Source organism: Colwellia maritima (genome assembly GCF_022669015.1).
GTDB classification, from domain to species: Bacteria; Pseudomonadota; Gammaproteobacteria; order Enterobacterales; family Alteromonadaceae; genus Colwellia; species Colwellia maritima.
This window is the reverse complement of sequence record NZ_JAKKSL010000007.1, coordinates 214846-238859: the sequence shown is the minus strand read 5'-3', so window position 1 is coordinate 238859 and position 24014 is coordinate 214846. Positions and strand designations below refer to the sequence as shown.

General features: G+C 42.8%; 19 protein-coding genes and 1 pseudogene. 3 read left to right on the top strand and 17 right to left on the bottom strand.

The genetic code is table 11. The features are described 5' to 3' along the window. Positions 1-41: 41 nt before the first annotated feature. The 16 genes from L3081_RS25390 to L3081_RS27615 form a co-directional block, all read right to left on the bottom strand. Positions 42-266: a beta-ketoacyl synthase N-terminal-like domain-containing protein gene (locus tag L3081_RS25390; protein WP_242289415.1), complete on the bottom strand. Its 225-nt coding sequence runs from the start codon at positions 264-266 to the stop codon at positions 42-44. Between the two features lie 61 nt (positions 267-327). Further along, positions 328-2127: a non-ribosomal peptide synthetase gene (locus L3081_RS25385; protein WP_242289414.1), complete on the bottom strand. Its 1800-nt coding sequence runs from the start codon at positions 2125-2127 to the stop codon at positions 328-330. 120 nt (positions 2128-2247) lie between these two features. After that, positions 2248-3252 (bottom strand): condensation domain-containing protein, encoded by a 1005-nt coding sequence (locus L3081_RS25380; RefSeq protein WP_242289413.1) that lies wholly within the window; start codon positions 3250-3252, stop codon positions 2248-2250. Continuing rightward, the gene (locus tag L3081_RS25375; RefSeq protein ID WP_242289511.1) at positions 3249-4118 is read right to left on the bottom strand and encodes a condensation domain-containing protein; all 870 of its coding nucleotides are present in this window, start codon (positions 4116-4118) and stop codon (positions 3249-3251) included. Before L3081_RS25375 ends, L3081_RS25380 begins: the two co-directional genes overlap by 4 nt. A gap of 147 nt (positions 4119-4265) precedes the next feature. After that, entirely contained in the window at positions 4266-4412 is a 147-nt protein-coding gene (locus L3081_RS25370; RefSeq protein WP_242289411.1) for a hypothetical protein, read from the bottom strand. 102 nt (positions 4413-4514) lie between these two features. Further along, positions 4515-5423 carry a condensation domain-containing protein gene (locus L3081_RS25365; RefSeq protein ID WP_242289408.1) on the bottom strand — a complete coding sequence of 303 codons (909 nt, stop codon included), beginning with the start codon at positions 5421-5423 and terminating at the stop codon, positions 4515-4517. Beyond that, positions 5381-5977: an AMP-binding protein gene (locus L3081_RS27625; protein ID WP_274620762.1), complete on the bottom strand. Its 597-nt coding sequence runs from the start codon at positions 5975-5977 to the stop codon at positions 5381-5383. Before L3081_RS27625 ends, L3081_RS25365 begins: the two co-directional genes overlap by 43 nt. Beyond that, the gene (locus L3081_RS25360) at positions 5974-8415 is read right to left on the bottom strand and encodes a non-ribosomal peptide synthetase (protein ID WP_274620761.1); all 2442 of its coding nucleotides are present in this window, start codon (positions 8413-8415) and stop codon (positions 5974-5976) included. The genes L3081_RS27625 and L3081_RS25360 overlap by 4 nt, the downstream gene beginning before the upstream one ends. Before the next feature lie 11 nt (positions 8416-8426). Further along, complete coding sequence (locus L3081_RS25355; protein WP_242289406.1) at positions 8427-9197, bottom strand: phosphopantetheine-binding protein; 771 nt, start codon at positions 9195-9197, stop codon at positions 8427-8429. Further along, the gene (locus L3081_RS25350) at positions 9118-10950 is read right to left on the bottom strand and encodes an HAD-IIIC family phosphatase (RefSeq protein WP_242289404.1); all 1833 of its coding nucleotides are present in this window, start codon (positions 10948-10950) and stop codon (positions 9118-9120) included. The genes L3081_RS25355 and L3081_RS25350 overlap by 80 nt, the downstream gene beginning before the upstream one ends. Continuing rightward, on the bottom strand, positions 10908-12380 hold the full coding sequence (locus L3081_RS25345) for a condensation domain-containing protein (protein WP_242289403.1): 1473 nt from the start codon (positions 12378-12380) through the stop codon (positions 10908-10910). Before L3081_RS25345 ends, L3081_RS25350 begins: the two co-directional genes overlap by 43 nt. Positions 12381-12949: 569 nt before the next feature. Beyond that, the gene (locus tag L3081_RS25340) at positions 12950-13843 is read right to left on the bottom strand and encodes an AMP-binding protein (protein WP_274620760.1); all 894 of its coding nucleotides are present in this window, start codon (positions 13841-13843) and stop codon (positions 12950-12952) included. A 16-nt stretch (positions 13844-13859) separates the two neighbouring features. Then, positions 13860-14291 (bottom strand): AMP-binding protein, encoded by a 432-nt coding sequence (locus L3081_RS27620; protein ID WP_274620759.1) that lies wholly within the window; start codon positions 14289-14291, stop codon positions 13860-13862. Between the two features lie 98 nt (positions 14292-14389). Then, positions 14390-16003, bottom strand: a complete 1614-nt coding sequence (locus L3081_RS25335) for a B12-binding domain-containing radical SAM protein (RefSeq protein ID WP_242289401.1) — start codon at positions 16001-16003, stop codon at positions 14390-14392. A gap of 88 nt (positions 16004-16091) precedes the next feature. Beyond that, positions 16092-16994 carry a condensation domain-containing protein gene (locus L3081_RS25330; protein WP_274620758.1) on the bottom strand — a complete coding sequence of 301 codons (903 nt, stop codon included), beginning with the start codon at positions 16992-16994 and terminating at the stop codon, positions 16092-16094. Continuing rightward, positions 16876-17496, bottom strand: a complete 621-nt coding sequence (locus L3081_RS27615; protein ID WP_274620757.1) for a condensation domain-containing protein — start codon at positions 17494-17496, stop codon at positions 16876-16878. Before L3081_RS27615 ends, L3081_RS25330 begins: the two co-directional genes overlap by 119 nt. A gap of 386 nt (positions 17497-17882) precedes the next feature. Between L3081_RS27615 and L3081_RS25325 the strand changes: the two genes are divergently transcribed. Together L3081_RS25325 and L3081_RS25320 are read left to right on the top strand one after the other, a co-directional pair. Then, on the top strand, positions 17883-20327 hold the full coding sequence (locus L3081_RS25325) for a penicillin acylase family protein (protein WP_242289399.1): 2445 nt from the start codon (positions 17883-17885) through the stop codon (positions 20325-20327). Positions 20328-20558: 231 nt separating this feature from the next. Continuing rightward, positions 20559-21896, top strand: coding sequence for a cyclic peptide export ABC transporter (locus tag L3081_RS25320; protein ID WP_274620756.1), 1338 nt, complete (start codon positions 20559-20561; stop codon positions 21894-21896). A 439-nt stretch (positions 21897-22335) separates the two neighbouring features. Here L3081_RS25320 and L3081_RS25315 read toward each other — a convergent pair whose 3' ends face one another. Further along, positions 22336-22626, bottom strand: coding sequence for a hypothetical protein (locus L3081_RS25315; RefSeq protein ID WP_242289394.1), 291 nt, complete (start codon positions 22624-22626; stop codon positions 22336-22338). A 166-nt stretch (positions 22627-22792) separates the two neighbouring features. Here L3081_RS25315 and L3081_RS25310 point away from each other — a divergent pair. Further along, positions 22793-23431 (top strand): annotated as a pseudogene (locus L3081_RS25310) (IS982 family transposase); the annotation flags it as partial. Positions 23432-24014 lie beyond the last annotated feature (583 nt).

The following is a 24014-nucleotide window of genomic DNA, read 5'->3' as shown; positions in this document are numbered from 1 at the left end:
ATAACCGAAAAAATCCGCATCGAAATATGCAATATCTTCAATCACTCCAAAGCAGCACCCACTCGGTCCTGCGTATGGTTTCTGGCATGCTCAAAAAGGTTATTCTCCGACATACTCAGATCATATCGCTTGATCGACTCTCTGGCCGACACCAAGTTATCCCAAAATACCTGTTCACTGTCAGCACCGGGGAATTTCAATCCCAGACCAATAATCGCAATATCGCTTTTGTCTTCAGTCTTGCCGTTATTTGTACCCACATCCATCAAAACTATCCTTAATCATTTATCTCTGGCTTTTATTACGCACTGAAAGCCACATTTTCGGTTATTTAACCCGACGTGTCTGCCGGTATTTCCGGTGTGCAGCCTTGCGTCTGCTCTCTCCCCTGTTACGAGGATTTTTACTGTCTCCGACATTACCATCCAAGCGTGGGGGACCTGCCAAGTAATCAGAAAAATAGCGAATGCTCGGATACTGCAACAGATCTGCCGGCTGAACATCTTGCGTGATATTCTGCTTCAGCAAACCATGTAACTGGATAAGTGACAATGAGTTTCCCCCAAGTTCAAAGAATGTTTTATCGACATCTGAAATCTCTTTTTGCAACACCTGTTGCCACAATTGTTTCACCCGAGCGAAAACATCATTTTGTCGTTCGTTACCTGCTACATCAGGCTGCCTGATGTCCAATTCACGTTTCAACGCCAGATAGTCGGTCTTACCGGCGGCTAAAACAGGCCATTCGTTCAGGTAAATCCACACGGTCGGCCACATGGAACGAGCTAGCTTATCCTTTAACTGTGACTGGAATACAGACTCGGAGAGCGGTTCGTGATGTGTCGATTGATAAAAAGCTACCAAATCGGGATATTCCATATACTCTCTGGGCATTAAGGCCACCTGGCTGATACGGCTGTCAGTAAACAGAATCGTTTCTATCTCTTCCGGTTCGAACCGCTGTCCGCGTAGCTTGAGCTGCCGATCGCAACGACCGATGAATTCTAGCTCTCCGTTCGGCAATCTACGTGCAATATCACCTGTGCGATACATTTTCTGCCACTTCCCCCTAACCGAAATATTTGCACCCGCCCTACCGATAAATGGATTTTCGATAAATGCCTGTTCGGTTAGTGATGAATTATGAAGATAACCTCTGGCGAGATTTTCACCTGCAACATAAATTTCTCCTGTTTCACCAATGGCCGTATGATACAGATTCTCATCCAGTAGATAAACTTCATTACCGGAAATCGCCCGGCCAATGGGAACACTGTCTGTCAGGATTTCTTCTCCAGAGGCTTCGAAACAGCATACATCCGCCATAACTTCGGTACAGCCGTACAAATTGAGGACGGTGACATCAGGCAACAATTGTTTCAACCGACGGTATAACATTGCAGGAAAAACTTCGCCGCTGACTGTCCGGCAGATCAGATGCTTAAGCTGCTGAACCTGCTCAGGCGCCTGGTCAACGAAAATCTTTAGCAAAGATGGCACCAGAACAATATGTGTAATCTTCTCTCGTTGCAGTATGCTTATCATCAGATAAGGATTTTTTATCTGCTCTTCGGTGAAAATAAACAGTGGAATCCCTTGTAATAATGGGCTGAACAGCTCACAAACCGAATCAACAAAGCTAAGTGAGGTTTTCTGACAGCAGATATCTTGCTCCGAATACGGGAACCGGCACCACATCCATTTCAGGCGATTGACAATTGCCGAATGAGGCAACAATACCCCTTTAGGAACCCCTTGCGAGCCTGACGTGTATGTTAAACAGGCAATCTCACTGCGAGAAATAACCTTTTTCTGCAAAATCACGCCGGCTTCAGCCCCGTCTCTTTCTTCATTTTTTTGCAGCATCTGCTCGAATTCACTGTATGAAATACAGTTCATTTTATCGAGAAGTCGGTGATTTTCATGCGAATCTGAAGAATCGCAGTGAAGCATACAGTGACATCCGGCGTTATCAAGAATGTAGTATTTCCGCTCTGCCGGCGTACTGCTTTCAAGAGGCAGATAGGTACAACCGGCTTTCAGTATCGCAAGAATACTGACAACAGCTTCCATTGAACCCGGCATGATGACGGCAACAACCTCTCCGGGTGTGACACCAGAATCCAAAGCAGGTAATTCGCCGGAGACATGCGTAATGGTCTAATTGTGAAAAACTCATTTGGCCAAGTGCACTTTTCAGTGCCACTGCAGATGGCGTCTTCCTGACCTGAGTCTCGAACAGTCCGATCAGGTCCATGGAATGGTTGTCGTCTGTATCATACGGTTCTGGGCTTTGAGAAAGCTGTAATAAGGTGTTAGTTGAAGACAATTCATCCGGAAAAATTTTGACAGGCAATCACTGGGCTCCGGCAGATCTGTCAAAATCTGTTCAAAATCCCGACTCAACTGCTTCACTGCTTCTCCGGCCATATCCTGATTGGAAAACAAATCGGCGTTATAGATAAAATCGAAGGTCAAATACTGGCTATGGGACTCTTCCGCCAGATTCACCATCACAGTCAAAGGATAATTGGTCTGCTCACGAACTTCGATGTCAAATAACCTTGCTGTATCCCGAGTCTGACCCAATACATCACAGACCGGGTAATTCTCAAAAACCAGAACAGCATCAAACAGGTCACTGATCTGTCCCACTTCGGCCCATCGCTGAATATCATGCAATGAATCTGTTTCATATCGTTGTAGCCGGCACGTTGCCGAGTAAACCTGTTGCAGGTACGAAGTTATCATCTGAGTCTTGTCCACTGAGATCCGGACAGGCAGCATATTGATAAACAAACCAACAGCCTGATGAATCTGACCGGACATGCGACTTCTCCCGGAAAATACCTGCCCAAAAACCACGTCATCGGTATGGTTCCTACGACCTGACAAAATTCCCCAAGCAGCCTGAATCACCGTATTAAGCGTAACATGCTGACATTTTGCGAATTGAATAAGAGAGTTGGTCAGTTTATCTGAAAGCCGGAGTGTCTTACGTTGCCATTGCGAGGCTCGCCAAGAACGGTTCCGGGCGGACGACGAAACGAGCAGCCGGTTAGGCTGCAAAGGTTTTGTAAGGTATGTACGCCAAAAATTCGGAGATTGTGCGTTATTTTGGTTTTGGATCACCTGCTCGATGAATGCCGCATATCCCGGTATCTCTGGATTGGCTTCAAATAAGTCAGAATCGTCACGCTGTAAATCTTCTCCAGTCCGGCTACCAATACGCCCGAGGACTTTGTCAATCAAGATTGAGGTTGACCACCATCCACTAGCAAGTGATGAATACTCCATAAAAATTGGTAGGTATTCTCACATAAACGTGCAATCAAAAGGTGCTGCAACGGTGGCTGTGACAAATCAAATCCTTGACTTCGAACAGCTGCAGCAGATTCTTCCGGCAGCTCACGTTGCCGGTTCGGTGTGAAATTACGCCAGTCTTTCACCGTGTAGGGAACATCGCGTATTCCCGAGTTAAACTGAAGAGGCTGACTGAGAGCTTCCCAGACAAAGCCATTATGCAAATTCGCGAATTCAGACATCACCATCTGCCACACTCGAATAAAGTGCTCAGGTGACAACTGCCCTTCAACCTTCCGGCCTACCTGATTGATGTATATACCGGATCCCGGCATAAGCAGCGATTGGAACAGAATCCCGCTTTGCATGGGTGACAGGGGATAAAGGTCATCTATCCGCCCTATCTGCCGCCGTAATTGTGGCAAAAAGTCTGCCGGTTGCTGTTTTATAACGGCAGCAGCCAAGGGGAAATCTTCAGCCATCATCGGTAATGTCGATTCTTCCTGCCGGATCAATTCCGCGAATCTATTGTGGATCGCCTGTTCCAGTACACCAAGTTTCTGTCGATTTAGCTGCGTTCCGCTGTATTTAACCAAAATCTCTAGCTTATCTGCCTGCACATAACAGTCAAACGCCAGTAAATATGGTAGCGGCTGTAATGTGCTGCTGACCAGATGCAGTGACGACGACGCAATGTCAAATAAAGGATTGGTCGATATAAGACGATCCGGTTCTCCCATGTAATTAATTAATATCTGAGCAAGTGATTGTTCATCCTGTCTGTCAACCATCCGGCCAAGCCACTGTTTCAGCATTTTCAAACTCACATGCTTATCCTGCTCAACAGATAAAGTTTGTAACCGAGTAAACCACCAACCGCACGGCTTGTCTCGATTTCTGTCGTGTCGCCATACCGGCCGTGCTGTTCAACATGCACTTTGAACATCGATCCTAAAAGGAGGCTATCTTGCAATGCGCCAATCAAAATGCAGCTGATCAATGCCTGTCCGGATGCCTGATAATCTTTTGACAAAGCTGACATTGACGTGCCTGCCGGCCGGTAAATCAACAGTCCATGTTAGCTGCTCCTGCCCGGGGACTGACGCCATATCTGCTCTTTGCATTGCGTATTCGTCATCTGCGGATTCTGACCGGCCTTCAGCTCTGCTTTTATCAGCCAGTTTCTGCGACCAGGCCGGTAAGCCAACCGTTCAAAGTCTGCTGATGCTTCTAAATGCTTGTACGGCGAATAACCGGACATATCTCTTCGGGTATATCCGGGTAAAATCTTGCAATAAAATATCGATTGAAAGCAGATCAACAGCCAGGTGATGAATGATAAAAACCAACTGTCCGGCACTCCCGAGCTCACCAACGACGGCCAGTTGTAGCAGACGACCCTGCCTGATATCGAGATTGGCTACGATTGGCTGCATCCGCACCTGTTTATTCTCATACCACTCTTCCACTGAGCAACTTATCAGGTGAACGTTCTTTTCATCGTCACCGTCGATTTCAGTTGCTGTCTGCGGATACTGTTTCCGCCTACCATTTTCACAACGAAAAGCCGTCGCTAGTGCAGCATGCCGTTTACACAATGCTTCTACCACAGCCGGAAGATGCTTGGTCTCAAGCTGTTGCGTCAGATTCAGTGTTACTTCCCAGTAATAAATATTTTCCTGTGGTAGATTTTGATACAAAAACCACGCTTGAGCCGGGCCGACTGGCCCGCTGTCAACAAAGACCAAATCGCTCGTCTGCACCTGCGTAGATATTATCTTCGTGACAAGTTCAGCAATCGTCGGATATTCAAAGAAATCTTCTGCCTGTAAGGTAATATTATGTTTTTGCAAGCTAGCAATGACCTGCAACGTACGGATAGAATCGCCTCCGACCTTGAAGAAATTATCATTGCGGCGAATATGATTTACCTTCAGAACCTCTTGCCAGATGTCCGCCATCAATGCTTCCTGTTCAGACTCGAATATGATCTTATTAGAAAGACATGATCTTGATTCTGTTAAATATCCACTAAACTGGCTTTCCGGCCGGGTTCTATCGATTTTACCACTGGCCATCAGAGGGAGCTGTTCAACTTCAATGAAGATTTGCGGTACCATAAAATGCGGGAGCCGAGCTTCAAGAAACCCCGAAAAACGTCACCTGTGTTTGCTTTACCGACGAGGAGACTTTCAGCCTTCAACTGTACGATGGATATCAAACGCGACACGATCTGTCCGGTGCTTTTTTCAGCAAAGACAGCACAGTTCCGTACTTCGGCGTGTTGTTTAAGTGACTGTTCTATTTCCGACAAATCCACCCTAAAACCTTTGAACTTCACCTGATGATCGACGCGTCCGACAATTTGAACCTGCCCATCTCTCTGATAGTAGGCCAAATCCCCCGTGCGATACATTTTGCCCTCCGGAAAGGCAGCAGCCCTTTTCATAAGTGGTTCTTCAAAATGGTTTTCCCGCTCTCTGTCTCTGACAAGAAATGGATTCTCCAGAAAACGCTGCTCGGTTTGATCCGGATCATTCAGATATCCCCGGGCAATACCATGTCCGGCAATATACAGTTCTCCGACAACTTCTTCAGGAAGCGGACGTAACTGCTCATCAAGAATATAAGTTTGCGTATTATCAATCGCCCTGCCAATAGGAACTCGGGTCATTTCTGTGGATGATGGGCGGTGGGGGGGTATTCAAACAGATGGGAATAAACTGTATATTCTGTCGGCCCGTAGGCATTAATAAAACGAACCTTATCGCCCCACTGTTTCGCCAGATGGGTTGAGCAGACTTCCCCGACACAGACAATTGACAACCCTGAATGTCCGCAGATATCTTCCGGCGAAAGGTTAGCTAAAAGAGACGGTACCGTGACCATTACGTCAATTTCATATTCCTTCACTGCCGCTAAAAGTGCTGAACCACTCAACTGTCCCCAATCCATCATAAAGAGTGTGGCACCGTGGAATAGTGCCATACAAATTTCACCAACCGAACCGTCAAAACTGATCGAAGACATTTGTGAAATATGAGCCCCCGCCCCGACCGAAAAATATCGCTGCTGCCGGCAGGCAAGATGGTACAAATTGCGATGTTCGATCATAACCCCTTTCGGTTCGCCTGTCGTTCCGGATGTATAGATGACATATGCCAAATCATTGGGAGAAATCTGTATATCCGGCGTTGTCGTCGGGTAGTCCGCTATTTCAGCTCCATCTTCGTCAAAATCTATACAAAACAGCAATCCCGCCGGTAATTGATGCGACCATTGAGGGGATGAAATCACCAGATGGGTTTCGGAACTGTCAAGCAAACGTTTAATTCTCTTCTCCGGTAAGCCAGTATCGATCGGAACATATGCCCCTCCCGCTTTTAAAACAGCCAGAATACAAACAATAAAATCGCTTCCCCGTTCAAGGTAAATCCCGACCGTAATATCTTTTTGCACTCCCAAAGAAAGAAGATAATGACTTAACTGGTTGGCTCTGGCATTAAGTTCACCATAACTGAGCTGCGTATCTTTGGTTACGATAGCTGCCTGCTCAGGTTGTTCTTTAGCATATTTTTCAAACAACCAATTCACAGGCAGCGGCGGACCAATATCAACCTGAGTACGATTATATTCAATGAGCAAGTGTTGCCTTTCTGTCGTTGTCAATAGCTGATAATCAGCCAATGCTTTTCCCGGAGCATCGACGATTTTCTCAAGTAAAAAATGGTAGTGATTTATCAGTTGTTCGATAGACTGCGCTGAGAATATATCATTGCTATATTCAACACTCCCGCTGATCCCGCCCTTATCATCTTCGAAACTAAAAGCCAGATCAAATGGACAGTAACCGGGATGATACGTCTTTAATGCGACATCGAGACCAACCATTTTAGAGGCAATATCCGGTTTATGATACATCATAAATTTACTACGGAATAAAGGCGTTTGATAGTGAGAATCTTGGCAGGAAAGCAATCTCACCAGACTCTCATAAGGTAACGCCTGATAGCGGTAGGCTTCTGTAAGGTGATGTTGAACCTTACGCAGAAATGTTGTAAAGTCATCTTCTGGAGTCAGTTCATGACGAACCACTAACTGATTAACAAAACACCCGATGAAAACGTCACTCCCTTCCTGCTCTCGGTTTGCCACATCGATACCGACCGCAATATCCTGTTGCCGGGTATAATGAAAGAGCAGCAGATAATATGCAGACAGTAATATCGTATAGACTGTGGTATTTTGGGCACGGGCAAATGCAGTTAATTTTTCAGCAAACTGCCGGTCAAAATTAATATGACGTACAGAAGCGCGGAAACTACTTTTCATCCGTTGATCAGGATTGAGCGGCAGGCTTTGGGGAGGCACATCTTTCAACCTTTTTGACCAATATGCCTGTTCGAGCTCTAAATTGTCTGCGTCGGCTGCACGGTTCTGCTTTTCTCTCAGTAATAGATACGCGCGATCACGAACCGGAGCCTCTGAATGCTGTCCGGCTAAATAAGCATTGTAATAAGTTCCCAACTCATGAAGAAAAATCGACTGTGAGAAGCCATCAAAAATAATGTGGTGGACTGTTATATTCAGCCAGTGCAAGCCATTTTCCAAATGGAGCAATTGCACCCGCCACAACGGAGCCTGATCGAGTTGAAACCCTCGACGTGCCTGTTGTTTTGCAAGCTGATCAGGAACATCCCCCGGACTTAATGCAGTTACAGGTAAAGAAACATGCAATTGTGGTTCAATATGTTGCGTAACGAAAATATCGCCCTGTTCATCGATCGAAGACTCATATCTGCTTCTCAGAGCCGGTTGTCCGGCAACCACTTGATCCAATGCCCATTGAAGCGCTTCGTGATTTAATTCACCATGTAACTCAAGTGTCACCGACTCATTATATGCTGAATCCGAAGCTATTCTTTCCTGAAGCCATAGTCCAAGTTCTGCGGGTGTAGCTGTACTCGATTTGCGATTCACAGGAATATCGTTACAGGCTGCCGGCTCTGTATCAACAGCTATCTGCTGCTGTAATTTCTGTTGTAATTTCAGGGTTAACAAAGCACGCTGCTGTTCGCTAAAGCGGCTCAACTTATCATTTTCTCTAGTCATAATTAGCCATCCTAACGTAAAAGGGTTTCAAGATCATCGTCGCTCAATAAAGCTGCCTGTTCGAGCAGCTGCCGGTGTGAAGCACCGGCAGCCCACTGTTCTAATTTTTTCTCAATATGTTGCGCAAGTATAGATATAGTAGGATATTCCAAAAGATCAGCCAGATTAATGACAATACAGGTCTGTTTTCTGATCAGGGCGATAACTTGGGTTGCTTCCAAAGAGTTATACCCTGCTGCAAAAAAATTATCCTGAACGCCGGGAGACTCACATCCCAGAGCATCCTGCCAGATATCAGCGAGCATTTTTTCAACTTCCGTCTGAGGTGGAACGTATGTCGCCCGTCCCGAATCAGGAAGTGTTGCAGCCTGCCCGAAAACATCTTCAACAAGCTCGTGGGAAGATCGGTATCTGGCGGTAAATAACTGTGTAGCTTCAGTCAGTTGTGGCAAAACCTCTGGTGCTTTAATTGGTCCTAGTCCTATCGGAGACGTATGTGAATTATATATATGTGCGTGGTCTGTTCGCTGATTCTGTCCATATGATTCGGTTGCGGGCTCGGCGAGTGCTGCTTTGGTCAAACTTGTACGAATCTGTCTGAGCGTCCGAGTGAGCTCGATTAGTGGTTCACCTTCACCCTGTGAGGCAGAAACCATAGTTTCATTCAATCCGAAATAGGATGCTGCGAATGTTCTGGTCGGTTCATTTCGCGCTTTCACGGCCAGTCGCAATGTCAATGTTTCTACACCTCGTACCGTGGCGATCTCCAGTAAATCTTCCAAAGATAGCGACTTCAACCGCTCTTCCCAAAGCCCGGCAACTCAGCAAAAAGGATTCGATAATAAGTTGCCTTTCTTGTTTCTTGGCAAGCCAGAAACCAACTTCGCCCAAATCTCCAAACCGATCAGAAACACTGACTTTTTTCAAGATATAATGAGGAGATGCAGCCATCGCCTGTAACTGACTGATCGAAAACCGTTGATAACTTGCATTAAACTGATTCACTCGCAAAGTGAGCTGATGCGGACGATGCAGATCATCGACCTCAGAAATGTCAATACATTGCTCTATCCTGTTCAAAAAATCATCTAATGTTGCAGTCTGATCTTTTAGTGTGACCCGCTTCCTATTTTCACGATATTGCTGCGTTCGACGAGAGTCATTTTCTCCAAGCCTGTCTGCGTTATCAAACTCCCAGGAGCCAAGTAGTAAATCTGCTGCCTGATGCCCTTCTTCCGGCAATTCGAGAACAAATACTTCCTGGCACCGCTCTCGGACCAGGGCACAATTCACCGGAGAGTCGTCAATCAAAATAAAAGTATCTATTCCCAAATTTAATTCGTCTGCCAGAGAAAGCAGACCTGATGATTTTGGCTGCCAGTCAATCCGGGTTGAAACAAAATCATTCCGGCAAGACAGTCGCATCTCATGACGACGTTCAAACACTCGTTTGACATCATCGAACAAGTTATGGCTGCAAATGGCTAGCAAATAACCACGCTGTTTCATCTCGAGGAGAAACGTTTGTATCCGTACTCTGTCCGGGGTGATTTGGATATTCTCCCACCCATCTTCAGCACAATTGCCATCCCATAATGTATTGTCGCAATCAACTACAATGACTTTACGCGACGATTTAAACACTGTATAAATGTTTCGGGCGATCACTTTACTGATATCAGCATAGTGTCTGTTCACATAAGGAAATAACGGTAACCCGGTCTCATCAGACGCTTCTGCGTAATCTATTTCATCGGCAATGTTCTCCTCCTTGACTACATGAAGCGGAAGGAGATTCAAGCCAGAGTTATTCATCAGTTGTGTCCGAACCCTACGGATGTATCGCTGCCACTGGACATGCTGTACCAGTGACGGAATGACTGGTTGGCCTAGACCGACATAAACTGGTGTTGGAACCGTTTCGGCAAACGCAGTCAATGCAGAGATAAATTGTCCCGTCATTACTTCCGACTGTTCAATTAGGGTAGATACATCCAACTCCTTAACCTGTTGTCCATCAAGCCAATCTTCTGGCCTAAACAGGAAAACGTTGATATCTCCGGTTTTCTGAACCAATGAATGGCGATGATTCAAAATCTGATCAAACAAAAATGGAGAAGGATGTAATTTTACCCCTACATCCGGCCGTATTTGACTAAAAATATAGGGTAATATTTTACCTATAGGTGTTGCATTAAAGCCGGAAAAAAGATGTATCGTCCTCCCGGCCGGCTGTTTATCTGCAACGCTAGGAGTCAAATTATCTTGTGCAGACTCATTAAAAGGTTGATACGGCTGATGAATGAGTTTTCTCAGCAATTCAATATATGTTGCAGATAAAGTTTCCACTGTATGTTTTTTAAACATACTAGGAATATATTCGAATGTCAGATCTATGCCTTTTCCGCTATCAATTACGATGACTCTTAAATCCAGGCTCGCCGAGTCAGTCGAAATAAGTCTCGACTGACTATCACGGAACAGTGGTCGGATTAAATAATCATGAAACCACAGCCCGACTCGATAAACAGGCAAACCTCCCCCTGGCTGTACATACCATAATTATTCTGCCGGATATATTCGTTCAACTTTTCGTAAGGATATGCCTGATGCTTGATACCATCGCCCACTGTCGCGTTGACTTTATTAAGAAGTTCATCCCATGTATCTGTCGGACTCAGGTTACTTCGGAACGGAAGAAAATTGATAAAACACCCTATTAGCTCTGACAACTCAGCCTGATCCCGACCGGAAACAGCCGTACCGATAACAAAATCCTGCTGCCCAGTACGTTGATGAACAAGCACTTGCAAGGCAGTCAACATGAGAGTGAATAAGCTGACCTTACGCTCACGGGCAAACACGCTTAAACTTTTGCTTAAATGTTCGGGTAACATAATGGTGAATTCTTTTCCTGGAGAAAATGGCCCTGCCTGAATTCGTTCACTTTCTGATAATGGGAAGTCTGCAATGCTGTTCGGCTCAGGTAGAGGTCGCTCATAACAGGCATGCCAGTACTTTTCATGCTCCGAGAGAAACTCTTCCCGCTGCATCTCAAGCTGTTGCCACTGAACATAGTTACGGTACTGAATCGGCGACGGTACAATTTCAGGTAGTAGTTCAGAGCTGTCATGCGAGTCATTTTCGGTCACCCCTAATTTTTCCGTCTCCACTTTGGTATCAACAAGTTTCTGATACCAAAACCTAAGTTCCTGAAATATAAGTCCTAGAGCATATCCGTCACACACCATATGATGAGTAACCAGATAAATCATGTAATGCTCTTCTGCAAGCATGACAACTACAGCGCGAAAAGCTTCTTCGTGCAAAAAGTCAAAAGGTTTCAATACCTTAGACTTGACAATCATCTCTAGGGCCTCTGCCTGGACATCCTGGTGACAACTATCTAATCTGATTAGCGAACAATCAAATTCTGCATGGATTGAAAACGACTGGTTTGCAATGCCGCTCAGGCAATCTGGTTCATCGTAAAATCTTGCTCTCAAAATTTCGTGTCTTTGCAGCAATATTTGTCCCGCCTGACGAAAACTGTGATAGTGTAGCGGTTGGTTAAGTGTGGTTTCTGTCGCCATAATGTAGAATGGATTTCCAGGATAAAGCTGTTCCAATACCCACATTCGTTTTTGTGCAAGCGATAACGGATAACGCTTCTTCGCATCCTCATCAGCAGAGTGACTCTGGGCCACATCAGTTATACGGAAAGCCTGATAAGAAGATGTCTGCCTGTGCTGTCTGACTTTTGCAACAAAATCCTGAATTGAGCCACTACTGATGAGCCATTCGGCATGAATGGTCTGATCTAGTTTTTTTTCCAATGCCGCAGCAACCATCGAAGCTTTTAGCGATGTTCCGCCCATCTCAAAGAAATGTTGCTCACTATCAATCGAAGATGTCTCAAGTATATGTTGCAGCACCTCATTTACAGCCTGATCAATAAAGTCCATTGATGCGGCCTGCTCTGCCTTTATCTCAGAAGGGAGAAGTACGGATAAACTATCTCGGCTATCTGCGATAACTTTAAAGCGCTCCTGAGCAAGCCATTCACGACATTGCCGGCGTTTAACTTTACCGGGTTGTCATCGGGATCCCTCCTTTGCGGACAAGAATTACTCTTGCTACATTGAGCTCATACTGCATACCAATAACACGCTTCACCTGTGAAAACAACTCATCGGTATGAGCGTGTTTCCGGGGAGATTCTATAAGTACAGTCAATGCATCGTAGTCACTGCACGGTCGTATCGATACATCACCCCCTCTATCTGTGATCGAAGACTCGCACCAGACAGCCGCTTTCACAACCGAAACAATTTGTTGAGTTAATGTGTACTCTATGTCTACCGGATAGTAATTTTGCCCGCGAATGATTATTAGATCTTTCACCCTCCCGGTAATATACAGTTCTCCGGATAAACAAATCCCAGATCACCAGTTCTGAGGTATATCTTTTCATTATCTCTATTATGAGAAATACTCTTCAGCCCGGTGTATTTATCTCCCCAATATCCCCCGGTCACATTATTCCCGGAATTAAAACCTCTCCAACTTCAAATTCCCTACACGATATTAAGGTTCCCGGTACTACTATCTGAAGATCCAGTTGTTCACATATCGCTCCGCAACTTACAATATCATTAAATGCGATTTCCTCGTCATAGCCGATATCGTAGTGCTCAGAGCAACTATTATCATCGATATTCTGCGGTGAAACGCCCCTGTTCCCATGCATATTTTCATTGCGACGAATAATGACCTGATTCTGCTGCAACGCCGCTCTATCAACTTGTAATGTGTGAAATCCACCTTCGGAGACATCAATTGAGACCAATAAAGTTGCTTCAGCCAATCCATAACAGGGGGCGAATGCCGTCTGTTGAAAACCTTGGGGAGCAAAATACTGGGAAAATAGGGTCAGCGTATCGTGACGTACAGGTTCCGCACCATTAAATGCAATTCGCCGGCTTGATAGATCAAGCTTTTCTATTTGTGCTGCCTGCAATGAAAGACACAACCGATAGGCAAAATCCGGCGCGCCTGAAATTGAAGCCTGAAAATCAGAAATCACCTGCAACCAGAGTCTTGGTCGCTTACTGAAGCTTTCCGGAGAGAGCAGAATACAGGTAGCTCCGGCATACAAAGACTGAAAAACACATCCCATTAGACCCATGTCGTGATGTAACGGCAACCAAGAAACTATCTTTTCTTTTGGCGAAATTCTAAAGTTCTGGAAGATCTGGTACTGATTGACAGCAATATTCCGATGCGTCAAAACAACCCCTTTTTCAACTCCGGTTGTTCCCGAACTATATTGAATAATCGCCGGCATATCCGTAGATATTTCGGGAAGGTGCCCCATATAATCCCTCTGGGGACTGTCAGTTTGTTGTTCTTCGCAGTGAGCTTTCAACTGCTCGGTGGTAATCCTACGTGCTAACGCTATTCTTTGGACTTTGCTGACTTAATTCAAACAAACTCTGTGACCATTTCTCTTCTGATAAAATCAGGCTTGGCCGGGTATCTGCTGCAATGTTTTTTAAACGGTGAAGCATACGTTTTCCCGTCGGACGATATAAAGGCACAGCCGTAACTCCGGCAAAAACACATGCCCACAGCGACACGATATAATCCCGTCCGGTGGGCAGCAGTAACAGTATCCGATCCCCCGGCTCACTAAATTGGTGAATCAACCAGGCTGAATCCATCGCCTGACGTAGCAGGGAGGCATATGTCAGATGTCCTGCTTCTTCTCCTTTTTCCGATAAAAAGCGATACGCAATTTGAGTCGGGCGCTCCTCAGCATGGCAGATAAGACGCTGCAAAAGAGTCGGGAGATGATCAGTATCTGGATAGAACATATAAATCCTCAGAAAAATTAGTTAATTGAGCGCTGATAATGTAGTCAACCTTACGCAAGAAAATATTTGGATTTATTGCTGACCACAGTTCTGAATAGTTAAGTATTAAAGCTTGCGATATTTTTACTTGCCCATTTCCTACCTTTCGGTAAAGTTTCCCGGCGATTGCTAGCGAAATGCCACTCATGCATAGTATACGGGTTGGGGATTTTACTATTTTCCATCGCCCTAACAAATCTTTCCAAACGGTCAAATTTTTCCCCTAAAGAAAGCCCTTGCTCTAACTGATAAGGTGATACTGCAAATAACTGATTAAGTTCATCACTAAAACGATATTTTTTTTTGCTCTTTTGTTGGAATTGTTCGGAGCCTGCCAGACCTTCAGGGTGATATTGAAACAACCAGGCATCCGATTGATAGATATAATTTCGGTTTTCATGGATGAACTTTAGCGTCATATCGAATTCTTCGTCAGTCTCGCTCGGATATCCGACAATCCATAAAGTACTAGTCATAATATCGGCAGACAGCGACCGCAGACTTGCAGCCATCTGATCAACATTTGTCATTTTAACCATCTGATCGAGTAGCCTCTGACTGGCTGACTCCATTCCCAACCTGGCCCGAATCAGTCCACCTTCACGCCATTTTCGGGTCCGCCGGAAGCTAGTGCAACTATTATCAGCACGCAAATAGCTATCGAGTCGAACACTTTCTCCAAGACGGCTGAGCTCCGCTGTTAATCCAGTGATTATGGGATTGGCAAGCGAGTCACATAAATAAAACGAATCTCTTCCATATTTTGCTTTTAGAGTCAGAATTTGTTCTGTCAGCAACGAGCTATCTGCAGGCCTGAATTTGTCCCAGAAAATAGTTTCTGCGCAGAATGAGCACTCAAAAGGACACCCTCGCGAACTAGCAACAGATAATTGCAAATATTTATCAACACTCAATCCCGAATAATCTGGTAGAGGGAGTTCAGCCATTTTTATAGGTTTATCCCCACTCGTCAGGTCTTTAGAAACAATGATCCCATACGGTAAATCAGGGTTATCCAATAAATGTGTAAAAGCAGCTTCGCCTTCACCGATGATGAAATAATCGATAAAATAATTAGCGTTTACAAAATCAACGACTTCAGTTTTCACAGCTGTAATCCCCATTAAAGGGCCAGGACCACCGACAACTGTTCGCGTCTCGGGAGAGATCTCCTTGATAGCCCGCAAAATAAATAGAGTAGCAGGCCAAGTAGAATTATACAGAGAGCACCCGACCACTTGCGGCTTCGATTTTGTCATCAATATTTCAACAATTTTTCTGACACGACTGTATAGTTTGGCGAAGATATGGTCAAAACGCTCCGTATTCAGGCGGTCCAATACATCAGTAAGGGGTAAACCACTCAAGTTCACCACTTCGGCAACAAGCTCCTGATAGTTATTACGATGCCGGGCGAATAGATAGACCATCTGATCTTGGGCAAGCATTTCGGTGCCATTACGCTCTATATTCCACAGGTTCCATTCGGGGAATTGTCGCTTTCCTTCTTCAAAATACTGGCGTTGTGCATCGAATACACTAGCAACAGTATTGAAATCAAACAGATCAACCGTATGGCCATACAATTCAGCCCAGGCCTTTAATGAAGAGACACCAAGAGGAACACAAACAGGATCCCAAAAATGTGGAACCATTAATAAAGCTTTTGTCATAATCCTTCCTCCATTTTTACACTGTCCTGATAATAAGCCCGCCCCGAAATAGTAATGACGGTTTCTTAATTTATTACTTAAAAAACAATTATATCATTAATGTTTTTTCTGGAAAGACCAGAGCCTGAAGCAAAATTTCCATAAAACTGTCTTTCATTTCCTTTACTTCATCATGCTGAAAAAGGCTCCTATCATAATTAAATTCCAGTAGGAACTCCTCGGTAGATGAATCATCACTAATAAAAGTTAGCTCGAACTTTGCTTGGGTGCTCGGTAAATCCATCCGCTTCATTATCGGAAATTTGTCATCTCCTGACATTTCTAAGCTATTGATACTTGCCGGTTTCTGGTGCTGCTGATAATGACCATGACGATAATTGTGATGCACATGCATAAAACGAAACAGTGGTTGCCTTCCCCCAGGTAATCGCTCAACTTTCAGAGCCCGAACCAAGAGATCAAAAGGAAGTTCATCATGTTCGAAGGCTTGCAAAATTCGTTGACGGACCACTTCAAGCAACAAGCGAAAACTCATACTACTATCGATGGAATGCCCAATAACCAGTGTGTTTACGAAAAAACCTATCAAGCCTTCAATATCTGGATGGTTCCTTCCTGAAACGGGAATACCGATATTAAAACTGGATATATTGAAGCGACGATAGATAAACAGGCTGAAAACTGCATGAAGCAACATAAAGAGCGTGCAGTTTTCTTTCCGGCACATGAATTGTATCCGTTCGGTCATCTCGACATTCAAAGAAAATTTAAGAGAGCATCCTGAATATTTAGTTGGCAATCTGGCATTTTTGTCAGCCGGCTCCGTATTCCTGATTGTAGTCGTCCAATAAGTCGTCAACCGCTCAAGATATTTACCCGTCAGACGAGCATGTTGCCATTGGGTATAATCGCTGTATTGAATCAGGAGTGGTTGCATACCGGCAGTGCCTTTCTGAATAAGATTGACATAAATCGTCTGTAACTCGTTCAAGAAAACCCTTAGCGACCCGACCATCAAAAACAATATGATGAGTAGAAACCGGCAGTAAATATTGTTGGCGCGAACGACGAATCAGGGTGGTAAAAAGGAACGTTCCTTGTGACAGATCAAACATACGGGACTCTTCTTCTTGTAGGATATCCTGAATAACATCTTCCTGCATCGACTCTGACAAATGAGAGAGGTCCCTTACTTTGAAAGGTATGGGTTCTACAGGGTTTACAACGGTTATCGGTTGGCCGGCAATCGATGGGAAGCCAGTTCGTAAAACCTCGTGTCGTTCAACAATACATTCGATGGCCTGACGCAATATTGAAATAGATAACTCATTTTCAATATTTATCGCCAGTGTCGGCTCATTGTAATAGTTACTTGCCGGAGCCAATTGCTGCTGATACCAAATACGTTGTTGACCATAAGACAGGAGATTCGAATCGTTGTTATCGCAGCGGGGAATAGGCATAAAGTCAAATTCGATTCCACCGGCCTTCATTTTTTGTTCAAAAAGCGCTCTTTTTTCTGGTGGCAGCTTCGCAATCCTTTCATTTATATTCTTCATAGCCCACCAACTAAAAATAGAGAGTGTATGTTTAATAAAAAATTATCAACATTATATGAAACGGTCCAAAAACCTGTTTATTTAACCGTACAAGCGCTACTTAACTGATAAATATCTATAAATAAAAGTACAATTAAACTTATTATGCTTCCTTATAATTTGCCTCTGAATGTTAAGGTGTATTGAAAATATTTTAAGGATCTTTTGTTCATGTTACAATAAAAACTCAATAAAATGAACGATAATGCATTCTCTTTGGTGTAAAATACCATTATGATGAATCTTTATTCAGATCGCAATGCAGAGGTTCAGCAATCGTCATGAAGTTATTTCATCGCTTTCCCATCAGCTCCAAAATCATTGTCTTTCTTATCCTTCCTCTGGTTATTGTCAGTACTGCTTTCTACTTAAAGTTGACTCGCAGTTTACCCCAAATGGAAGCCACACTTTCTTTTCCGGCTTTGCTAGGCGATGTCGACATCAAGCGTGATGAACATGGTGTTGCCTACATTAAAGCTATGTCTGAGCAGGATATTTATTTTGCAATGGGTTTCGCCCATGCTTCAGATCGTTTGTGGCAACTGGAAATGCAACGTCGGCTCGTCAAAGGACAGCTCAGTGAAATCTTCGGAAGTGAATTTCTCCGCCAGGATATATGGATGAAAACACTAGATCTTGAAAAATCCGCTGAGAGTGCATGGACGGCCCTGTCTAACGATGCACAAGCTTCATTGACAGCTTACAGTGCAGGAATCAATGCATGGTTATCTAGTCAGAAACAATTACCTATAGAGTTTGCAGCGTTGTCAATTACGCCTGATCCCTGGACTCCTATTGATTCTCTAGCATGGGGTAAAATGTTTGCCCTCAATCTATCGGGGAATATGTTTAGTGAATTGACCCGTGCGGCTACTAAACTCATGCTTCCAGACGCCAACTTTAATGACATATATCCTGAATCTTTTGACTCTTCTAATGCCTATTTAGAAAGCCAGGATATCGCTAAATTATTTCCATCATTTCTTTCTTTAAAGTGGTTCAATGAATCCATTTTAAAGAATGGAGGCATGAATGTCGGCAGTAACAGCCGGGCAATATCAGGTAAGCTATCTCGATCAGGTTTTCCTATTTTAGCAAATGATCCTCATTTGGGTCTACAAATTCCATCTTTGTGGTACGTCGTTCATCAATCATCGCCAAAATTTCAGGCCTCAGGAATGAGTATGGTCGGACTGCCTTTAGTTATATTCGGAAGAAACACAGATATCCTTTGGGGAGGAACGAATATGCCGGCTGATATTCAGGATTTGTATATTGAAAAGATTAACCCTCAAAATCCAAATCTATATTTATCCCATGATGGTTCATGGAAGAAAATCAAAATCATCACTAAAAAAATCAAAGTGAAAGCTAGATTCCCGGCGATTTTGAGAGAGCCACTAAAACCAGTATCTATCGATATTCGCTATACAGAAAATGGACCAATCATTAGTGATTTTGATGAAACACTCAAGACAACATTAAGCTTTAAATGGACAGCTTTACTGCCCAAAGATACAACCTACGAAGCCTTTTTTTCTATAACACATGCTAAAGATTGGGATCAGTTTAAATCGGCAGCTTCAGAATTAAGATCACCGGTTTTAAATTTGCTTTACGCCGATAGGAAAAATATCGGCTATATCGGAGCGGGAATGGTTCCTGTCCGTAAGAGAGGCAATGGCGCAATGCCTAGTCCCGGATGGGACCCCCTATACCATTGGAAAGGATATATCCCTCCAAAAGATATGCCGCAAGAATATAATCCTTCTTCTGGCATGATTATTTCAGCTAATAATGACCCAGGCCCAAAGGATTATCCGTATTACATTTCAAATGAATGGGCATTACCACTCAGAGCACAAAGAATTAAATCCCTTCTTACTGTTGCTTTGCATACACAGGGGACTACTGATATGCAACTTCATAAAACAATTCAGTCTGATCAATACGATGCCAGTTTATACGCACTGAAAGATATACTTAGCCTTGTCGAAACGAGCACACCCAGACAACAGATTCTCATATCTGATCTAAAGAACTGGGACGGATATATGCGTCGGGGCAACGTCTCCGCATTGCTTATCGCTGTTTGGGTTTCCGAGTTAAACAAAATGTTATTTGACGATGAATTCAGTCGCAGCTACCTACAGGCAAAGCAAACAGAGCAGTTACGTTCAATGCTCCCGACGATGCCTTATACTTTAACATTAAAGATACTTCACGGAGAAACACAGGCCGACTGGTGTGATAATGTAACGACATCTCACAGTGAAGGTTGTACAGATATTTTAAATAGATCTTTTGAAATATCATTAAGCAAGTCGGATAAACTACTGGGAAAAGACATTGGTCAATGGAGCTTAGAGGCAGCTCAGCATACTTCCTACGAACACATGCCCTTTAGCCAAGTCAGGTTGTTAGACAGAATTTTCACACGAAAAATACCTAACGGCGGTGGCGGACATAGTATCAATATCGCTCCATCCATCTTTGTAAAATCGGAAGGGTCGGTCAATAGGTTCGGCTCTAGCTTTCGTCAAATAATGATGGGCGGGACGAACAATTTTCAACATCTGTACATGAATTCAACTGGGCAGTCGGGAAATATTTTTAGCCGCCATTACGATGATATGATCCGACCATTCAATACCGTCAGTTACTACAGTCTGCCAGACAAACCAGAAAATACACTCAGTCATTATCAATTACACCCTGAGCGATAAAATGAAGTATACATCACTATTTTCGCTATTTGGCCAGTACTCACCCCTCTCCATTTTTTTGTCAGTACTAACTGGATTAGGGGCCGGCTTAGCCTATTCTCTTGTAATTCCTCTCATATTACTGGTTTATACACCGGATCCGTTGAACTTAGAAACAGTTTCAAGTAACCAGGTTATGATTTGGAATATTGAAATTGCACACATAAAAATGGCTACGACATTTATGTTGTTATGTATGTGTGTCTTAATAATGCGTACCTGCTCACAAGTGATCTTCATGCGGATATCTCTAAATATTGCGAAAAAAATAAGAACAGATATTTATCATCGGATATTAAGTGCCCCCATTTCCGGATAGAAAATTTTGGCAGTACTCGAATTATTGCAATGTTATCAACGGATATAGGAAATATAAGTATGGGAGCCAGAGCACTGCCGGATCTGATGATAAACTCCGTCACATTATCGGGTGCACTAGCTTTTTTATTCTTCCTTAACATAGATGTCTTTTGGTTAGTTATTATATCTGTCGTTATTGGAACAATAACCTATCAGTTACCTGCACATATCGGTAATATATTCATGCGTAAATCCAGAAATGAAATCGACTTGCTATATGGGAATATTCATGGATTAATTTATGGTGCCAAGGAGCTAAAGCTAGACTGGAAAAAAAGAAGTGATTTTCTGCTCAAAGACTTGATGGCATGTGAAGACAATGTTATTCGTGCCGACAGAAGAGCTAAAACAATTCACATTGCGACAAATAATTACGGTGAGTTGATAATCTTCTTTGTGATAGGCTGCGTTGCATTTATTTTTGTTAATTATAGTGCGATTACAACAACTGAATTAATTAGCATCACTATGATTTTACTTTATATCGGCAGCCCGATAGGCACAATCATGAATGCCATCCCCCGACTTGCCATAGCAAAAATATCCCTAAAAAGAATAAATGAATCCCTGCAACTTTTGCCAGAAGAAGACGAAGGGAATGTCTTACATCTTCCATCATGGGATTCGATTCACTTCAAAAACATTTGCTTTCAGTACAAACCATCCGAGCTAAATTCGTCAGATAATAATAAAAATTTCATAGTTGGACCTCTGAACTTTTCAATAAAAAAAGGAGATGTTACCTTTATTGTAGGTGGAAATGGTTCAGGAAAATCCACTACAGGAAAATTACTGACGTTACACTATCAAGCACAAACCGGTGAGGTTTTTTTTGATGAAGAACGAATTGACCATAAAAATCTCGGTGCCGCCCGGCAATATATTTCAGCCATTTACTCAGACTACTACCTATTTAATCGATTGCTAGGAGAGACAAATACAGAATTAAGTGAAATCGAATCACTTATACATAACTTGGGCTTATCAGAAAAAGTTAGTATCTCAGAAAATCGATTCAGTACCCTGTCTCTATCTGACGGACAAAGAAAACGCCTTGCTCTTCTGGTTTCCTGTCTGGACAATAGATCACTATATCTATTTGATGAATGGGCCGCAGATCAGGATCCCGAATTTAAATCAATTTTTTATAATTTAATTTTACCCCACTAAAAAAAGACGATAAAGCAGTTGTTGTAATCACCCACGATGACCGATATTTCAATTTAGCTGATCAATTGATCGAAATGGAAGACGGAAAAATCATACGAAAAAGTCGCCCAAAGAAGACAGAGGAAAAATGTAGTGTAACATTAGCTATTTAAACGGTGAGTTTGATTTAAGATATCGATAAAATAGACCTGTGTTATCTCTATATTTCACATTTTCGAATCATCGACTTAAAAACAGCTTTCCTCTGATCTTCCCTCTGCATCCAATATGTCCGCAACAACAATAGAATTCTCTGAACAGAACATCTTCTGTCAGTTCATAGTCCTGTGTTATAACATCACCTGGGTAGATGGGTGCAATAGCATAAAAAGCACGCTCAGACTGTTCAAAGTAGATATTAGGATTACATGAGTGTGAAATTAAACCCGCAAACCACGGATCATAAATATCTTTGGTTTGAACCGGACTGCACAGTATGTAAATCATGATTCGAAAATATTTCTAGCTCAGGTAGCTTTGCAATCTGCTGACCTGCCTGAAAATGAATATTGACAACAACACAGTATCCTAGTTTTCTGTGATTTGTAACTGAAAATGAAGTTCTGTCTGGCTCATTCTGAACTTCACCAATACGATCAGGGTAAACTCGAATCGGCGAAGAAATACCGTTATCCTTCAGGCAATCGGGTACTCTGTTGCTATAAACAAGGCTAGCATAACTTTCTGGCATTATCTTTCACTAATATTGACGTTTCGGGCATATTACCTTTGTCAAAATAAATATAGAAGCAATTTATCATACTTAACCTGAAAACTGGATAAGGATTGAACTAATTGCCCACCTTGCGATCAGATCTTTCGACTAAAAACGATTTGAAAGCAATAAAGGTGGGCAGATGAATAAGTTAATAGATATATTTTGCGATGTCGATGATTTTTGTTATAAGTTTTTACCTGTATGGGAAGCTGAACTGATCGCTAACGGTACTAAAAAACGAAGACGTCAATCAAAGATGTCTACAAGCGAGTGCATGACTATTGTAATTGCTTTTCATCAATATAATCATCGAGATTTCAAGAACTTCTACATTGGTTTAGTTCAAAAGTATTGGCGAGAATATTTCCCAAACTTATTGAGTTATACGCGTTTCTTACATAAAATGTATGTTCTACTTGTTCCTATGTGTGCTTACTTTCAAACCGTTAAAGGAAAGCCTACGGGAATTGCTTTTGTCGACTCTACAAGCCTTAAAGTGTGCCCTAACATTCGTATCCCACGTAACCGAGTGTTTGATGGTGTTGCAAAACGAGGAAAAGGAACAATAGGTTGGTCTTACGGCTTTAAATTACATTTATTGATTAATCACGTTGGTGAAATCATTTCCTTGAAGATTACACCTGGCAACACTAATGATAGAACGCCAATACCAGAATTATGTAAAAATCTCAGCGGAAAACTTTATGCGGATAAAGGATACATTGGGAAAAAGCTAACTGAAAAATTAGCTAAAACCGATGTAGACTTGGTTACTACCGTTGGACTTCAAACCCCTAAAATTAATGTAGGTTATAGGGAGTTTAGTAACAATAGCGCAAGACCTGCATTTAATAATGATGTGGAATATGATTTATCTTCATCAAATTTAATCGGTTATAAAGGAGCGTCTATAGAAGTAATTAAAGCTGATAACAGCAGCATTACATATAAGGTAATTAAGAATTTCCCGTAAACTGCTAACAAGAGACTATGGTGATCTTTCAATACTAAATCTAATGTAAAACAAGTATCACTGTATTCAAGCTAAGGACAGCAAAGTGGCAGCTACTGCCCTTAGAGCAGTTCAGTGCATGAACTTTGAGTTTAACTTTAGAAACTCAATATTTATAAAAATACCCTAACGGCTTTTCAGTGCGCTAAACGGACGTTAGTAATAAAAATTTTGCTATATATTTTCTAATGCTTTTTTGCACGCTTTCACCAGAGCAAATGAAATAAAAACACGCTTTCTCCAAAAGTGCATTAAAAGAAGTCAATAAACACTTGATATACTGATAATATAAAGGTAATTTTATTTCTATTATAACTCAAGTTTCGGAGTTCATTTTTAGCCAGTAAAA

Excerpts from the sequence above, each read along its gene's own strand:
- L3081_RS25365 (WP_242289408.1), bottom strand. The coding sequence starts at position 5,423 with ATGGTACCGCAAATCTTCATTGAAGTTGAACAGCTCCCTCTGATGGCC.
- L3081_RS27615 (WP_274620757.1), bottom strand. The coding sequence starts at position 17,496 with ATGAAGGCCGGTGGAATCGAATTTGACTTTATGCCTATTCCCCGCTGC.
- L3081_RS25375 (WP_242289511.1), bottom strand. The coding sequence starts at position 4,118 with ATGCTGAAACAGTGGCTTGGCCGGATGGTTGACAGACAGGATGAACAA.
- L3081_RS25360 (WP_274620761.1), bottom strand. The coding sequence starts at position 8,415 with ATGACTAGAGAAAATGATAAGTTGAGCCGCTTTAGCGAACAGCAGCGT.
- L3081_RS27625 (WP_274620762.1), bottom strand. The coding sequence starts at position 5,977 with ATGACCCGAGTTCCTATTGGCAGGGCGATTGATAATACGCAAACTTAT.
- L3081_RS25390 (WP_242289415.1), bottom strand. The coding sequence starts at position 266 with ATGGATGTGGGTACAAATAACGGCAAGACTGAAGACAAAAGCGATATT.
- L3081_RS27620 (WP_274620759.1), bottom strand. The coding sequence starts at position 14,291 with ATGTTCTATCCAGATACTGATCATCTCCCGACTCTTTTGCAGCGTCTT.
- L3081_RS25315 (WP_242289394.1), bottom strand. The coding sequence starts at position 22,626 with ATGCCAGAAAGTTATGCTAGCCTTGTTTATAGCAACAGAGTACCCGAT.
- L3081_RS25370 (WP_242289411.1), bottom strand. The coding sequence starts at position 4,412 with ATGGCGTCAGTCCCCGGGCAGGAGCAGCTAACATGGACTGTTGATTTA.
- L3081_RS25335 (WP_242289401.1), bottom strand. The coding sequence starts at position 16,003 with ATGACAAAAGCTTTATTAATGGTTCCACATTTTTGGGATCCTGTTTGT.
- L3081_RS25345 (WP_242289403.1), bottom strand. The coding sequence starts at position 12,380 with ATGGACTTTATTGATCAGGCTGTAAATGAGGTGCTGCAACATATACTT.
- L3081_RS25320 (WP_274620756.1), top strand. The coding sequence starts at position 20,559 with ATGTATGTGTGTCTTAATAATGCGTACCTGCTCACAAGTGATCTTCAT.
- L3081_RS25325 (WP_242289399.1), top strand. The coding sequence starts at position 17,883 with ATGAAGTTATTTCATCGCTTTCCCATCAGCTCCAAAATCATTGTCTTT.